This is a genomic window from Breoghania sp. (genome assembly GCF_963674635.1).
Taxonomy (GTDB): Bacteria; Pseudomonadota; Alphaproteobacteria; order Rhizobiales; family Stappiaceae; genus Breoghania.
Genome location: NZ_OY771475.1, coordinates 2,406,877 through 2,420,487 on the forward strand (window position 1 = coordinate 2,406,877; position 13,611 = coordinate 2,420,487).

Annotated in this window: 14 protein-coding genes and 1 pseudogene; 8 read left to right on the forward strand and 7 right to left on the reverse strand. The window is 62.8% G+C overall.

All coding sequences use genetic code 11. The features are described from left to right. Nucleotides 1-26: 26 nt before the first annotated feature. Nucleotides 27-830: a 3'(2'),5'-bisphosphate nucleotidase CysQ gene (locus tag ABGM93_RS10425; protein WP_321499178.1), complete on the reverse strand. Its 804-nt coding sequence runs from the start codon at nucleotides 828-830 to the stop codon at nucleotides 27-29. After that, entirely contained in the window at nucleotides 817-2,160 is a 1,344-nt protein-coding gene (locus ABGM93_RS10430; RefSeq protein ID WP_321499179.1) for a TldD/PmbA family protein, read from the reverse strand. The genes ABGM93_RS10425 and ABGM93_RS10430 overlap by 14 nt, the downstream gene beginning before the upstream one ends. Nucleotides 2,161-2,571: 411 nt before the next feature. On the opposite strand from ABGM93_RS10430, the gene ABGM93_RS10435 reads away from it, so the two are divergent. Then, nucleotides 2,572-3,126 (forward strand): DUF6101 family protein, encoded by a 555-nt coding sequence (locus tag ABGM93_RS10435; protein ID WP_321499181.1) that lies wholly within the window; start codon nucleotides 2,572-2,574, stop codon nucleotides 3,124-3,126. An 82-nt stretch (nucleotides 3,127-3,208) separates the two neighbouring features. Here the strand turns inward: ABGM93_RS10435 and ABGM93_RS10440 are convergent, their stop codons facing one another. From ABGM93_RS10440 to purD, 3 genes are all read right to left on the reverse strand, one after another. Next, nucleotides 3,209-4,042: a patatin-like phospholipase family protein gene (locus tag ABGM93_RS10440; protein WP_321499183.1), complete on the reverse strand. Its 834-nt coding sequence runs from the start codon at nucleotides 4,040-4,042 to the stop codon at nucleotides 3,209-3,211. Between the two features lie 141 nt (nucleotides 4,043-4,183). Further along, nucleotides 4,184-5,086 (reverse strand): alpha/beta hydrolase, encoded by a 903-nt coding sequence (locus ABGM93_RS10445; protein WP_321505835.1) that lies wholly within the window; start codon nucleotides 5,084-5,086, stop codon nucleotides 4,184-4,186. A 143-nt stretch (nucleotides 5,087-5,229) separates the two neighbouring features. Beyond that, the gene (gene purD / locus ABGM93_RS10450; protein WP_321499184.1) at nucleotides 5,230-6,513 is read right to left on the reverse strand and encodes a phosphoribosylamine--glycine ligase; all 1,284 of its coding nucleotides are present in this window, start codon (nucleotides 6,511-6,513) and stop codon (nucleotides 5,230-5,232) included. 130 nt (nucleotides 6,514-6,643) lie between these two features. Here purD and ubiA point away from each other — a divergent pair, with 130 nt between their 5' ends. After that, entirely contained in the window at nucleotides 6,644-7,582 is a 939-nt protein-coding gene (gene ubiA / locus ABGM93_RS10455; protein WP_321499185.1) for a 4-hydroxybenzoate octaprenyltransferase, read from the forward strand. A 96-nt stretch (nucleotides 7,583-7,678) separates the two neighbouring features. Then, entirely contained in the window at nucleotides 7,679-8,038 is a 360-nt protein-coding gene (locus ABGM93_RS10460) for an antibiotic biosynthesis monooxygenase (RefSeq protein WP_319772868.1), read from the forward strand. A gap of 17 nt (nucleotides 8,039-8,055) precedes the next feature. Here the strand turns inward: ABGM93_RS10460 and ABGM93_RS10465 are convergent, their stop codons facing one another. Beyond that, nucleotides 8,056-8,514 (reverse strand): nucleoside deaminase, encoded by a 459-nt coding sequence (locus ABGM93_RS10465; protein ID WP_321505837.1) that lies wholly within the window; start codon nucleotides 8,512-8,514, stop codon nucleotides 8,056-8,058. 145 nt (nucleotides 8,515-8,659) lie between these two features. Between ABGM93_RS10465 and ABGM93_RS10470 the strand changes: the two are divergent. Then, nucleotides 8,660-9,463 (forward strand): annotated as a pseudogene (locus ABGM93_RS10470) (pseudouridine synthase); the annotation flags it as partial. Nucleotides 9,464-9,861: 398 nt separating this feature from the next. Then, nucleotides 9,862-10,422 (forward strand): 16S rRNA (guanine(966)-N(2))-methyltransferase RsmD, encoded by a 561-nt coding sequence (gene rsmD, locus ABGM93_RS10475; RefSeq protein WP_321499187.1) that lies wholly within the window; start codon nucleotides 9,862-9,864, stop codon nucleotides 10,420-10,422. A gap of 19 nt (nucleotides 10,423-10,441) precedes the next feature. Here the strand turns inward: rsmD and ABGM93_RS10480 are convergent, their stop codons facing one another. Next, nucleotides 10,442-11,038, reverse strand: a complete 597-nt coding sequence (locus ABGM93_RS10480) for a TetR/AcrR family transcriptional regulator (RefSeq protein WP_321499189.1) — start codon at nucleotides 11,036-11,038, stop codon at nucleotides 10,442-10,444. Nucleotides 11,039-11,163: 125 nt separating this feature from the next. Here ABGM93_RS10480 and ABGM93_RS10485 point away from each other — a divergent pair, with 125 nt between their 5' ends. From ABGM93_RS10485 to ABGM93_RS10495, 3 genes are all read left to right on the forward strand, one after another. Beyond that, on the forward strand, nucleotides 11,164-11,733 hold the full coding sequence (locus ABGM93_RS10485) for a carboxymuconolactone decarboxylase family protein (protein ID WP_321499190.1): 570 nt from the start codon (nucleotides 11,164-11,166) through the stop codon (nucleotides 11,731-11,733). Between the two features lie 189 nt (nucleotides 11,734-11,922). Then, the gene (locus ABGM93_RS10490) at nucleotides 11,923-12,849 is read left to right on the forward strand and encodes an ABC transporter ATP-binding protein (protein ID WP_321499192.1); all 927 of its coding nucleotides are present in this window, start codon (nucleotides 11,923-11,925) and stop codon (nucleotides 12,847-12,849) included. Continuing rightward, a complete protein-coding gene (locus tag ABGM93_RS10495; protein WP_319772863.1) occupies nucleotides 12,846-13,607 on the forward strand; it encodes an ABC transporter permease in 762 nt (253 codons plus the stop codon). The genes ABGM93_RS10490 and ABGM93_RS10495 overlap by 4 nt, the downstream gene beginning before the upstream one ends. Nucleotides 13,608-13,611 lie beyond the last annotated feature (4 nt).

Here is a 13,611-nt window from a genome sequence, read left to right on the forward strand (position 1 = left end):
GACCCAAGGCCGTCAGCGCCAGGTCTCTAATCGAGAACGCTGCGCACGATCTCGCTGAGGGAAGCCCGCAAGGTCGAGGATGTCGCGACAAGAACCGGATGACGGACATCCGGTCGATTGTAACGAAGCTTCCGTCCGTCGAGATCCGTCAGTTGGCCGCCCGCTTCCTGCACCAAAAGATCGGCTGCCGCAAGGTCCCAGTCATTGGCATGGCGGGTCGCGATGGCCCCATCGCGCCGTCCCGCTGCAACCAGCGCGATCCGGAGCGCCAGGGAACGGATATGCACATCCTGCTCCAGCCCGGCCGCCATAAGCGCCTTCTGACCGCGCAAGGAGCGCGGTCCCGCCACATGAGCCCCCGCCAGCTCGCTGCGCTGGCTGACCGAGATCGCACTGCCATTGAGCTCAGCGCCACCTCCTGCCGTTGCCAGATAGAGTTCACCGGGCACCGGAACATAAAGCGCGGCAGCAACCGGGCGTCCGGCCTCCACGACCGCCACGCTCACCGACCAGTCTTCCTGGCCATGAATGAACGCACGGGTGCCGTCGATGGGATCAACGATAAACAGCCTCTCGCGGTTCAGGCGCACCTTGTCATCGGTCGTTTCTTCCGACAGCCAGCCATAATCTGGCCGCGCCTGGCGCAGTTCGTTTCCCAGAAACGTATCCAGCGCCATGTCGGCTTCGGTAACCGGAGAGTTGTTTTCCTTGTTCCACACCTTCGGATCGCGGCGAAAAAAGCCCATGGCGATGCGACCGGCTTCCTGAGCGGCCTCCGCAATCAGCCTGAGATCGTCCGCGCCACCGCCGGCATCATCATCGTCCAGCAAGGGTCAATCCTTCGATGGCTACCGTCGGAGCGATGGTCGAGAAACGCAGATCCGGATCATCGGCGGGGCGCAACCTTGCGAACATGTCCCTCAGGTTGCCCGCGATCGTGACCTCGCTGACGGGATAAGTCAGCTCGCCATTCTCGATCCAGAAGCCGGAAACGCCTCGGCTGTAATCGCCGGTCACCGGGTTCACGCCGTGACCGATGAGATCGGTCACATAAAGGCCCGTGCCGATTTCCCGTATGAGGTCTTCCGGCGAGATATCCCCGGGTGAAAGCGCAAGGTTGGTGGAGGCCGGGGACGTTCCCGAGCCGGACCGTGCAGCGCGGGCGTTGCTCTCAAGGCCAAGTTCGCGCGCGGTGGGACCGTCGAGGAACCAGGCTTTCAGGACGCCATCTTCCACCATGGTGAGAGGGGCCACCGCACGGCCCTCGCCATCGAAAGGTCGCGAACCGGCGGAACGCGGTTTCAACGGATCATCAACAATGGAAATGCCGGGAGCAAAAACGGGCTTTCCCATCAGGTCGCGCAAAAAGCTCGTCTTTCGCGCCACCGATGCGCCGTTTACCGCACCTGCAAAATGCCCGACCAGCGAGCGCGCCGCCCGCGGCTCAAAAACGATCCCCGTCTTACACGTATCGACCTTTTGCGGCTTGAGCCGGCGCACAGCGCGTTCGCCCGCGCGACGTCCGATATCGGCGGGATCATCGAGATCCGCCTTGTGGGTGCGGAAATCGAAATCATAGTCGCGCTCCATGCCGGTGCCCTCTCCGGCCACCGCCGTCATGGAGAGCGAATGACGCGACACGAGGTAGGAGCCGGAAAAGCCGTTGCTCGTCGCCAGCACGATACCGCCGACGCCGCCCGAGGCCGATGCGCCTCCGCTCTTGCTGACCCCCGCCACAGCCAGTCCGGCGGCCTCGGCGGCGAGCGCAGCGTCGCGCAGTTCATCGGCGTTCACGTCATACGTATCGAGCAGGTCGAGCGAGGGAAAATCGCGGGCGAGCTCGCTTTGCCCGGCAAGCCCCGCGAAAGGGTCTTCCGGAGCGACGCGCGCCATGGCGACGGCCCGCTCGCAGAGGCCATCAATATCATCGAGCGCATTGGCGGAGACACTGGCGACCCGCCGCCCCACAAAGACGCGCAGCGTGAAGCCATCGGATTCCGAACGCCCGGTCTCTTCTACCTTGCCTTCACGCACGGACGTAGAGAGCGACTGACCAGCCATCGCTACCGCATCGGCGGCATCAGCGCCTGCCTTGCGGGCCGCATCCACCAACCTTGCGGCGCGTTCCTCAAGGTCCCGTTGATCGATCGTGAGTGCCATTCTCGTCCTTTCGCCCACCCGGGGCCTGCGCACGGTCCGTCCACAATGCCGGGTGCATCGCCTTGCGTCCTAGCGGCCGGCGTTTCCCAGATGGTGCCCCCATACCAGAAGCACAACAGGACGTCCCATCGCCGCAACGCATAATCCTATCCGCGTCCTGTCTATGCCGCCTCATCCCCATGGGCAAGCGGAGGCTTGTCCGGCAGCGTGTAAACGAAGCCTTACCGGCTCGCTCACCATTCCCTAACCCTCTTTGAAATCAGGAAAATTTAACCAAGCTTCTTAAGCAGCTTCCAACCCGCCGCCCGTATGTTGGTTCACGTCAAACAAGGCGACCGGACAAGAAAAAACATTGCCGGTCACGGGAGAGCGAAATTGAGGCGTCAAACAGCAAAACACGGGGTACGACCCGTGCAACAGGAGACGTGTGCGCGTCTGGACCCCATGACGCTGCCAACCACCTTCCCTGTCGGACTTTGCGGCAGCGAAGGTGGTCTGGCGGGCGCGGATGTCCACCTTGATCGTGGCACCGTCATCGTAACCCGCCGCCTGAACGGACGGCGCAATCAGGTTTATCTCAAGCTTCGGGACTATCTCGGCGTCGCAGCGCGGATCAGCCACCCGGCGGAAACCGACGACGCGATGGAAGTGACGCTGGAACTTGTCCACCCCGACCCGTCGTTCTCGCTGGTGCTGCACGAAGGCGCAGGACTTGAGAACGTGGTGGCCGACTGGCAGGGCTGGGCCCGCCGTCTGGGGCTGCCGCTTCTCATGATCGACGCCGATGGCGCAGTGAGCGAGGTTGCCGGGGCTCCCAATCGGGTCGCGGTCGGCAGACCGGGTCCTCGGCGGCGATCTTCTGTGCTGCGTGATCGCCGTCCCCGTTTTCTTGTTCGGCGCAAGCCGGGCTTTGCCGGCATGATGCCGGTGCATGGATGCGAGAGCGAGATCATCGCACGGCGCTGATCCGTCCGGCTCTCCGACATCGAACACAAAAGCCCGCTCGCGCTCCGAGCGGGCTTTTTCGTTTCTCCGGGTCAGATAGTCGTCAGCCGATCCCGGCCAGAAGCGGCTCCAGCTTGGAGCGCAACTCCTCCTTCACCGGTTCGCAGGCGCGCAGGATCTCTTCGGCCTTCAGAAAATTGAGAACACGGAAGGAGTCCAGATCGGGCCGGATCAGAATGTCGGGAGGCGAGGTTTTGAGTTTCTGGCTCGTAATGGTGTGCATCAGGATCTGGGTCGCACCGAACACGCTGTCCGCGGCGGAGGGTATCGTGCGGCCCTTGCGCGGCACTGGCGCTCCGACCACGTCCACCGCGATTACAACATCAAGATCATTGGGCAGAAGATCGAAGGGCAGCGGATTGACCACGCCCCCATCCACCATGACACGGTTCTCGAAGGCGACCGGCTTGAAGACAACGGGGATCGCGATGGAGGCGGCAATCGCCTGGTGCAGGTCTCCGGAACGGATCGCCACTTCCTTGCAATCGTAGAAATCGGCGGCAACCACGGTCAGCGGGATCTTCAGGTCGGCAAACTCCCGCGGGAGTTTGGAACCGACGAAAACCTCAAGCACCCGCAAGGCGTTGAACTGGGCGAACCCGCCGCCGGCGAACCAGTCGACGAAACGCGCCGGACGCAGTTTCCATACGCGGGCAAGCGCATCGCTTCGCTTTCGGAAGGTGGATGTGGCGACCTCGCGGATTTCCGCGCCGGACAAGCCGCTGCAATAGGCCCCGCCCATGATGGACCCGATGGATGCCCCTGCCACGGCAACAGGCTTCACTCCCATCTCATCAAGGGCTTCCAGAACAGGGATATGCGCAAGCCCTCGCGCACCGCCACCGCCCAATGCCAAGCCGATCCGCGGTGAAGCCATGTCCGAAACTCCCTGAAACGCCAAACGAGGGCGGGTTCTTGTGCGACGAAGGCCTTTGCCATGCCCTATCCCTTTGACTTGGATATGACGGGACGGGCGCGCAAGCGTCTGCTGCCGCAAAATACGGGAATCTCAGCTGTTTCAGCGCCTCAGGAAGGCGAGCAACGCCTCTGCGGTCTCCTCAGGGTTCTCCTCCGCCACGAAGTGTCCGGCATTGATGGCCTGCCCCTGCGCACCCGGGGCCCATTCGCGCCACACATCAAGCGGCGAACTGCCCGGCGCGAGGCCGTGCCCGCCCCAAAGGGCGAGCAAGGGCACGTCGATAGTGCGCCCGGCTTCCCGGTCGGCCGCGTCCTGATCCATATCGAGCCCCGCGCCCGCGCGATAATCCTCGCAAAGCGCGTGGATGCGTGCGGGGTCGGCAAAGAAGGTCCGGTAATGTTCCAGCGCCCGTGCATCGAAGACGGAGAGATTGCGCGCCGCCGTCCAGCTCGCCAATGTGTGCTGCAGATAGTAGGTGCTCGCGCCCGAAATGAGGTTTTCCGGCAGCGGATAGGGCTGGGCAAGGAACAGCCAGTGGTAGATCTTCAGCCCGTAGCGCCAATCCATCTGCCGCCAGTATTCCAGCGTCGGCAGGATATCGAGCACGGCGATACGGGTGAGCCGGTCCCCATGATCGAGCCCCATGCGATAGGCGACGCGCGCGCCCCGGTCGTGGCCGACAAGCGCAAAGCTCTCGTGGCCGAGCCGCGTCATCATCGCGGCAATGTCCTGCCCCATGGCGCGCTTGGAATAGCCCTGACCGGCCTGCGAAGCGGGAATGGAGCTTTGACCGTAACCGCGCAGATCCGGAATGATGCAGGTGAAGTGTTTCGACAGGTCCGGCACCACCTTGTGCCACATGACGCCGCATTGCGGATATCCGTGCAGCAGCACGAGGGGTGGCCCCTCACCACCGATGCGAACATGGAGTGTGGCGCCATCGCCCTCCACCATGCGGGTCTCGAATCCGGGAAAAAGCTCGGGAAGGTTCGGCACGGCCATCATCCTCTGGCGATTTTTGCGCAAGGATGAGGGATTTGATAGTCCCCGACAATTCACCTAACGGCGATAGCAGGACCCGAACAGACAAAGGCCGGAGCAAGCCCCGGCCTTTGCAAAGAGAATTGAGAGGTCAAAAGGGCGGCTCAGCCCTCACCTTGCTCGCGCGCAACCGCCCGCCAGCCGATATCGCGTCGGCAAAAGCCATCCGGCCAGTCGATCCTGTCCACCGCCTCATAGGCTTTGGCCTGCGCCTCAGCCACCGTGCCGCCCAGCGCGGTGACCCCCAGGACGCGACCGCCATTGGCGAGAATATGGCCGCCGTCGGCCTTGGTGCCCGCATGAAACACCTCCACCGCAGGATCGGCAGAGGCCTTGTCCAGATCGCGGATCTCGGTGCCCTTTTCATAAGCGCCCGGATACCCCTTGGCGGCGACCACCACGCACAGCGCGGTTTCATCGCGCCATGACAGGGTTTTGCCCGCCAGGTCGCCCTTTGCGGAGGCAAGCAGAAGATCAAGCAGATCACTTTCCAGCCGCATCATGAGCGCCTGGCATTCCGGATCGCCGAAACGGACATTGTATTCGATGAGCTGCGGGCCCTTTTCCGTGATCATCAAACCGGCGAAAAACACGCCCTTGAAGGGGCTGCCCATTTCCGCCATGCCGCGCATGGTCGGCTCGATAATCTCGTTCATGGTTCGCTTCACGAGATCATCGGTCATGACCGGGGCAGGCGAATAGGCGCCCATCCCACCCGTATTCGGGCCCTTGTCGCCGTCGAAGACGCGCTTGTGGTCCTGCGCGGTCGCAAGAGGCAGCGCGGTTTCCCCATCGCAGATGGCGAAGAAGCTCGCCTCCTCGCCATCGAGAAACTCCTCAACGACCACTTCCGCACCCGCGTCACCGAAGGAGCCGTCGAAACAGGCGGCGACAGCCTCCAGCGCCTCGGCCTCGGTCATGGCGACGACCACACCCTTGCCCGCGGCCAGACCATCGGCCTTCACGACGATGGGCGCGCCCATTTTGCGCACATAATCGGAGGCGCTTTCAGCATCCTTGAACCGGCCATAGGCGCCGGTGGGGATATTGAAACGTGCGCAGAGATCCTTGGTGAAGCCCTTGGAGCCCTCAAGCTGGGCCGCGACCTTGCCGGGCCCGAAAGCGAGAATACCGGCTTCAGAAAGATCATCGACGAGCCCGGCAACCAGCGGCGCCTCGGGGCCCACGACCACGAAGCCGATGTTCTTCTCGCGGCAGAAATCCACGACGGCGGCGTGATCGGCGACGTCGAGGGAAACGCGGGTCGCAAGCCCATCTATCCCGGCATTGCCGGGGGCCACATAGAGGGTTTCAAGCTGCGCGGACTTGGACAGCGCCCAGGCCAGAGCATGTTCGCGGCCGCCAGAGCCGATGAGGAGGACGTTCATGGGAACCCCGTCGCGATTTCGTGTTGCGCGCGGTCTAGCACGGGAAGACGCTCAGGCAAATCGGTTCCGATCTTGACCTTGAACGCTATCCGGGCGAACTCAAGGGAGAACAGGCCATCGCGGAGCACTCATGAAAATCGATTTTCCCGGCGCTGTCGCCGATGCCGTTTCCGGCAACTGGGTCGACCGTTTTGCGCCCGAATGGCTCAAGCCCTATGCCCGCCTCGCCCGCTGGGACCGCCCGATCGGCTGGTGGCTGCTGCTCTGGCCGTGCTGGTGGTCATCTGCATTGGCGCGCGAGGCCGCCGGTTTCTGGCTGCCGAATTTCTGGCATCTGCTGCTGTTTCTGATCGGCGCCATCGCCATGCGAGGCGCGGGCTGCACCTATAACGACATCGTGGACCGCAAATTCGACGCCATGGTGGAGCGCACTCGCTCCCGCCCCATCCCCAGCGGTCAGGTGAGCGTCGCGCAAGCCGTCATCTTCATGGGGCTTCAGGCCTTGGCCGGGCTGGTGGTGCTGCTGCAGTTCAACACCTACACCATCATCCTCGGATTCTGCTCGCTCGGCGTGGTTGCGGCCTATCCCTTCATGAAGCGGATCACCTACTGGCCGCAGTCGGTGCTGGGGCTTGCTTTCAACTGGGGTGCGCTCGTGGGCTGGAGCGCCACGCAAGGCAAACTCGGTTTGCCCGCGATCGCGCTTTATGCCGGAGGCATCCTGTGGACCATCGGCTATGACACGATCTATGCCCATCAGGACAAGGAAGACGATGCGCTGATCGGAGTAAAATCCACCGCACGGCTTTTCGGAAACTGGACGGAAACCGCCGTTACGGTGCTCTATCTTGGCGCGACGGTTCTTTTCGTTCTGGCGGCAACGCTGGCCGATGCCGGACCGCTCGCCTTTCTCGGCCTTGCCGCAGGCGCGGTGCATTTCATCTGGCAGATCATCCGTCTCGACATCGACGACAATGACCAGTGCCTCATGCTCTTCCGCTCCAACAAGGTCTATGGCTGGATCCTGTTTGCGGGCTTCACGCTGGATGCCCTGATCGCCAATTTCTGAGGCTCCCATCGCCTTTTGGTCGAACAGACGCGGCGCGCGCAATTTATCAGGATAAGTGACAGGGCGGCATGAACCGCCCGATCACAGGAGGAAGACATGAGCGAGCATGTTCACTGGGTGCTGGAAGTCGAACTCAAGGCAAATGCGGACAGCGATCTGCGTGCCTTGATGCTGGAAATGGTCGGGGCGACCAAGGCCGACGAGCCCGGCGCGCTGAACTATGAATGGTATTTCAACGAGGCGGGCACCGTCTGCCACATCTATGAGCGCTATGCCAGTTCAGATGCGGCGCTGATTCATCTCGGCAATTTCGGCACGAAATTCGCCAGCCGCTTCCTGGGTCTGGTACGGCCGACGCGCATGACGGTCTATGGTCCTGCCGATGACAAGCTGCGCTCCGCCCTGGCCCAGATGAACGCCACGTTCATGGACGAAGTTGGCGGCTTCACCCGCTAGGGTGATGTCCACGGATGTCAGCCGCGCCGCGCCTTGAAGAAGTCCTTCAGGATGCGGCCGGCGCGCTGCTCACCGATACCGGAATAGACTTCGGGCGCGTGGTGACAGGTTGGCTGGCAGAAGAAGCGCGGCCCGTGTTCCACCGCCCCGCCCTTGACGTCTCCCGCCCCGAAATACAGCCGCCGGATGCGCGCGAAGGAAATCGCGCCCGCGCACATGGCGCAGGGCTCCAGCGTCACATAGAGATCGCAGTCGCCCAGCCGCTGCGAGCCGAGGCGGGACGCCGCCTGCCGGATCGCCAACACCTCCGCATGGGCGGTGGGGTCATTGTCGGCGAGCGTCCGGTTTCCGGCCGATGCGATCACCTCGCCTTCGCACACGATCACAGCGCCCACCGGCACCTCTCCGCGCGCGGCGGCAGCTTCGGCCTCTTTCAGGGCTTCGTCCATGAAAGACAGGGGGCGGGTGCGTGTCATGGCGACCAAGCTAATGCCGCGCGCCGCCTCTGCAAAGCTTCGCAAGGGCGCTCCTTGCCATAATCCGCAAGTTTCGCGCCGATTTCTGCGCATCATGCGCGCTATTTCGTTTCCGTGTGCCGCGTCCTCTGCTATCACCCGCTGCATGTCCAAGGAAACACCGAAATCCATCGACCAGTCCGCTGCGTCCGATGCCGAAAAGGGCGAACGCATCGCGAAAGTCATGGCGCGCGCAGGGCTGTGCTCGCGCCGCGAAGCCGAGAGCTGGATCGCCGCCGGGCGCGTCGAACTCAACGGTCGCAAGCTGACAACCCCCGCCGTGACCGTCACGGGTAAGGATCGCGTCGTGGTGGACGGCGCGGCGCTGCCGACGCGCGAGCGCACGCGGCTGTGGCTCTACAACAAGCCCAAGGGCATCGTGACGACCAACCGCGATCCGGAAGGTCGCCCGACCGTGTTCGACCGGCTGCCCAAGGATCTGCCGCGGGTGATGAGCGTCGGGCGTCTCGACATCAACACCGAAGGCCTGCTGCTGCTTACCAACGATGGCGGTCTGGCGCGTGTGCTGGAATTGCCCGCCACCGGCTGGCTGCGCCGCTACCGTGTGCGCGCCCATGGCAAGGTTACACAGGCGGACCTTGATGCGCTGCGCAATGGCATCGCCATCGACGGGGTTTTCTATGGCTCCATCGAGGCCGAGCTCGACCGCGAGCAGGGGTCCAACATGTGGATGACGCTTGCGCTGCGCGAAGGCAAGAACCGCGAAGTGAAGCGCGTGCTGGAGCATCTGGGCCTTTCGGTGAACCGTCTGATCCGCGTCTCCTTCGGCCCGTTCCAGCTGGCAGACCTGCCCGAAGGCACCGTGCGCGAAATTCGCGGACGTGTGCTGCGAGAACAGCTCGGCGAGAAGCTTGCCAAGGAAGCAGGGGCCGATTTCGAGGCCCCTGTCACTCAGCGCCAACCGCAGGAGAAAAAACCCGCGGCCAAGAAGGCAACTGGCGGCAAGCCCGGTGGCGGATCAAAGAAAGCCGGTCCGGCCAAACCCGGCTGGATCAGCACCCGCCACGGTGAGGAAGCCCACGACAAGGCGCAGGCGCGCAAGCGGCAAGGTCCGCAGGGCCGTTCCGGCAAGCCTGCCACAGCCGGCAAGCCAATGGGGGCGGGCAAGCCTGCCGCTGCAGGTGCAAAGCCAGCGGGACCCAGGCCAGCAAGTGCTGCGGGCGGACCGAAGGGGCGCGGGGCCGGATCCAAGCTTCCGGCCAATGCGCGGCCCGGCGGCACAGGCGGGCGAGGCCGGCGCGGCCGCACTCCGAAATCGTAAGACCAGCCTTCAGGATCTGATTTTCCATGCGCATCGTCTCGGGCCGTTTTCGCGGCACCCAGCTTGCAACACCCAAGGGGGACGGCACCCGTCCGACCTCCGACCGGCTGCGTGAGACCATCTTCAACATTCTCGCCCACGGACATGACGATGCGGTCGAGGGCGCGCGGGTTCTGGATCTCTTCGCAGGCACCGGCGCGCTCGGGCTTGAGGCGCTGAGCCGGGGCGCGAAGGCGTGTGTCTTTGTGGAAGAGGCTGTGGAGCCTCGCGGACTGATCCGGCGCAACGTTGAGGCCATGGGGCTGACCGGGACGACCAAGATCTTCCGCCGGGACGCCACGAGCCTTGGCAGCGCAGGCACCATCGAGCCCTTCGATCTTGTGTTTCTCGACCCGCCCTATCGCAAGGGATTGGGCGAGAAGGCACTGGCCTCGGCAGCCGCGGGCGGATGGATGAAACCGGACGCGCTGTGTGTCTGGGAAGAAGCCGCGGATGCGGCCATCGAGGTGCCTTCCGGGTTCACGCTTCTCGATGAACGTGTGGCGGGCGACAGCAAGATCGTGTTTCTGCGCGCCCCCTCAGCCTGACGTCCGCCCGCCCCTCGCCTCAGTTCACACGCAGAGCTTCGATGCCACGGGCGATGTCGTCCGCCAGATAGGGCACGCGATCAGCCGCATCGGTGCGCTGGGCGTAAGTGCGCAGGCCGAAGATATCCGCCTGCAAGCGCCATGCGAGGCGTTCTGGATCGGCATCGGCGGGAAGCTCTCCAGCCTCACGCGCGGTATGAAAAGCGTCTTTGAACACCCCCTCCATCGCCCGCATCATGTCTTCCGCCAGACGGCGCAACTTCGGATCTTCGTCCGGAGTTTCCAGAAGCGTCTTCACAAGCATGCAGGCGCGCGCTGGCGCGTCATCGCCTGCCGGACGCCCGATGCCACGAATATGCGCGGCAAGCCCGGACAAGGTGGTCCCGCCTCGCGCAACCGTTTCCTCGAAATTGCGGCGCGCAGCTTCGCTGTAGGCCCTGAGCGCCTCGCAGAACAACTCTTCCTTTGAGCCGAAGGCCGCGTAGATCGAGCCCGGGCGTAGATCGAGTGCTTTTTCCAGATCCTTCAGTGACGTGCCCTGATAGCCCTTCGCCCAGAAAAGCCGGAGCGCCTTCTGGAGCGTTTCCTGACGGTCGAATGCTGCATGCCGGGCCATATGGCGAGTCTCTCGGATAAATTTTGAGTGATTGCTCAAATATTATCTTGAGCGATCACTCAAGTAAAGCTACATCGCTTCCATCATTCTTGAACGCTCGCTCAATATTTAAGAAGGAAGCCGTAATGACCGATTTCACGATCCACACGCTGGACAGCGCACCTGAGGAAAGCCGCCCGTTTCTGGAAGACAGTCTGAAGAGTTTTAGCCGTGTGCCGGGCCTTCATGGGGTGATGGCGGAAGCGCCTGCGCTACTGGAAGGCTACAAGGCGCTGCACAAGCTCTTTGCCCAAGACACCTCCTTCGACAAGGACGAACTGACTGTCGTCTGGCAGGCCATCAACGTGGAGCACGAATGCCACTATTGCGTCCCGGCTCACACCGGCATTGCAAAGATGATGAAGGTGGACGACGCCATTTCCGACGCGCTGCGCAACGAGACCCCGCTGTCCAACGCCCGACTGGAAGCACTCAGAACCTTCACGCTTCAGGTCGTGCGCCAACGCGGCGACGTGACGGACCGACAAGTCCAGACCTTCCTCGACGCAGGCTTCACCAGGCGCCAGATCCTGGAGGTCATTCTGGGTGTTTCTCAGAAGGTAATGTCGAACTACACGAACCACCTGGCGCACACTCCGGTGGACAAGCCGATGCAGGCCTTTGCCTGGAAAAAGCGGCTCGAAGCCGCCGAGTGATAAGATTGGCGGCCGGGTGCGGACAGCCCGGCCGCCATTGGTTTTGCAGACGGGCACGCATAGCAACCAGGATCGATGGGAAAAAACGCCTCCAGATTGCATTGCCTTTCCCCTCTGTAGCCCCACATGTGCGAGATGCCGTCCGCGCGACGGCCGCAATCCCATTCTCGCACCCGGTGCTGATCCCACATGCCGTCCATCATCGAAATCTCCGGCCTGTCCAAGACCTATGAAGGCGGCTTCGCCGCCCTGAAGTCGATCGATCTTCAGATCGAGAAAGGCGAGATCTTCGCGCTCCTCGGCCCGAACGGCGCCGGCAAGACGACGCTCATCTCCATCATCTGCGGACTGGTCAATCCGACCGCCGGCACGGTGACGGCAGGCGGGCATGACGTCATCCGCGATTATCGCGCCGCACGCTCCATCATCGGGCTTGTGCCGCAGGAGCTGACCACCGATTCCTTCGAGACCGTCTGGGCGACGGTCAGTTACTCCCGCGGGCTTTTCGGCAAGCCGAAGGATCCCGGCCATATCGAGAAGGTGCTGCGCGCCCTCAGTCTCTACGACAAGCGCGATTCCAAGCTGATGACGCTTTCCGGCGGAATGAAGCGGCGCGTTCTGATCGCCAAGGCTCTGTCGCACGAGCCGGACATCCTGTTCCTCGATGAACCGACCGCAGGCGTGGACGTGGAACTCCGCCGCGACATGTGGAACGTGGTGCGCGACCTCGCGGACCAGGGCGTCACAATTATTCTCACCACCCACTACATCGAAGAAGCCGAGGAGATGGCCGACCGGGTCGGCATCATCAACAAGGGCGAACTCGTGCTGGTGGAGAGAAAAACGGAACTGATGCGCAAGCTCGGACGCAAGGAACTTCGCCTCTCCCTGACGGAGCCGCTGACGGCCCTGCCCGATGGGCTCACGAATGAGGGCCTTGCCCTGTCTGAGGACGGCTTGGAACTGATCTACACCTACGATACACAGGCCGAGCGCACCGGGATCACGCGTCTGCTCTCGGAGCTTTCCGACAATGGTGTCCGCTTCCGCGATCTGGCAACCAGCCAGAGCTCGCTGGAGGACATTTTCGTCAATCTGGTGAGGAACCAGCAATGAACCTGCACGCCATCCGCGCGATCTACTCTTACGAGATGGCCCGCACCTTCCGTACGCTGCTTCAAAGCATCGTCTCGCCGGTCATCTCCACATCGCTCTATTTCGTCGTCTTCGGCGCGGCCATAGGCTCGCGCATCCAGGAAATCGGCGGTGTGAGCTATGGCGCGTTCATCGTGCCCGGCCTGATCATGCTGTCGCTGCTGACCCAGAGTGTCTCCAACGCAGCCTTCGGGATCTATTTTCCGAAATTCGCCGGCACGATCTACGAGGTACTGACGGCACCGCTGTCGGTTCTGGAAATCGTGATCGCCTATGTGGGGGCGGCGGCGACCAAGTCGATCATGCTCGGATTGATCATATTGGCGACGGCCAGCCTCTTCGTGGACATCCGGATCGAGCATCCCTTCATCATGCTCGCCTTCCTCGTGCTCACCGGTCTCACCTTCGCGCTTCTGGGCTTCATCATCGGTATCTGGGCGGACAGCTTCGAGAAGCTCCAGCTCGTACCGCTCCTTATCGTCACACCTCTGACGTTCCTTGGTGGCAGCTTCTATTCCATCGATATGCTTCCACCATTCTGGCGAACCGTGACGCTGTTCAACCCAGTCGTCTATCTGGTGTCAGGCTTCCGCTGGAGCTTTTACGGCGTTTCCGATGTTTCTGTCTGGGTCTCGCTTGCCATGACCGGCCTGTTCCTGATGGCTTGCATGACGGCTGTCTGGTGGATTTTCAAGACCGGCTGGCGGCTCAAGACATAGAGCC

What these genes read in the sequence shown, in the direction of transcription:
- ABGM93_RS10460 (WP_319772868.1), top strand. Translation starts at nt 7,679, where the DNA reads ATGAGCGAGCATGTTCACTGGGTGCTGGAAGTCGAACTCAAGGCAAAT.
- ABGM93_RS10480 (WP_321499189.1), bottom strand. Translation starts at nt 11,038, where the DNA reads ATGGCCCGGCATGCAGCATTCGACCGTCAGGAAACGCTCCAGAAGGCG.
- rsmD (WP_321499187.1), top strand. Translation starts at nt 9,862, where the DNA reads ATGCGCATCGTCTCGGGCCGTTTTCGCGGCACCCAGCTTGCAACACCC.
- ABGM93_RS10465 (WP_321505837.1), bottom strand. Translation starts at nt 8,514, where the DNA reads ATGACACGCACCCGCCCCCTGTCTTTCATGGACGAAGCCCTGAAAGAG.
- ubiA (WP_321499185.1), top strand. Translation starts at nt 6,644, where the DNA reads ATGAAAATCGATTTTCCCGGCGCTGTCGCCGATGCCGTTTCCGGCAAC.
- ABGM93_RS10440 (WP_321499183.1), bottom strand. Translation starts at nt 4,042, where the DNA reads ATGGCTTCACCGCGGATCGGCTTGGCATTGGGCGGTGGCGGTGCGCGA.
- ABGM93_RS10445 (WP_321505835.1), bottom strand. Translation starts at nt 5,086, where the DNA reads ATGGCCGTGCCGAACCTTCCCGAGCTTTTTCCCGGATTCGAGACCCGC.
- ABGM93_RS10430 (WP_321499179.1), bottom strand. Translation starts at nt 2,160, where the DNA reads ATGGCACTCACGATCGATCAACGGGACCTTGAGGAACGCGCCGCAAGG.
- purD (WP_321499184.1), bottom strand. Translation starts at nt 6,513, where the DNA reads ATGAACGTCCTCCTCATCGGCTCTGGCGGCCGCGAACATGCTCTGGCC.
- ABGM93_RS10490 (WP_321499192.1), top strand. Translation starts at nt 11,923, where the DNA reads ATGCCGTCCATCATCGAAATCTCCGGCCTGTCCAAGACCTATGAAGGC.
- ABGM93_RS10495 (WP_319772863.1), top strand. Translation starts at nt 12,846, where the DNA reads ATGAACCTGCACGCCATCCGCGCGATCTACTCTTACGAGATGGCCCGC.
- ABGM93_RS10485 (WP_321499190.1), top strand. Translation starts at nt 11,164, where the DNA reads ATGACCGATTTCACGATCCACACGCTGGACAGCGCACCTGAGGAAAGC.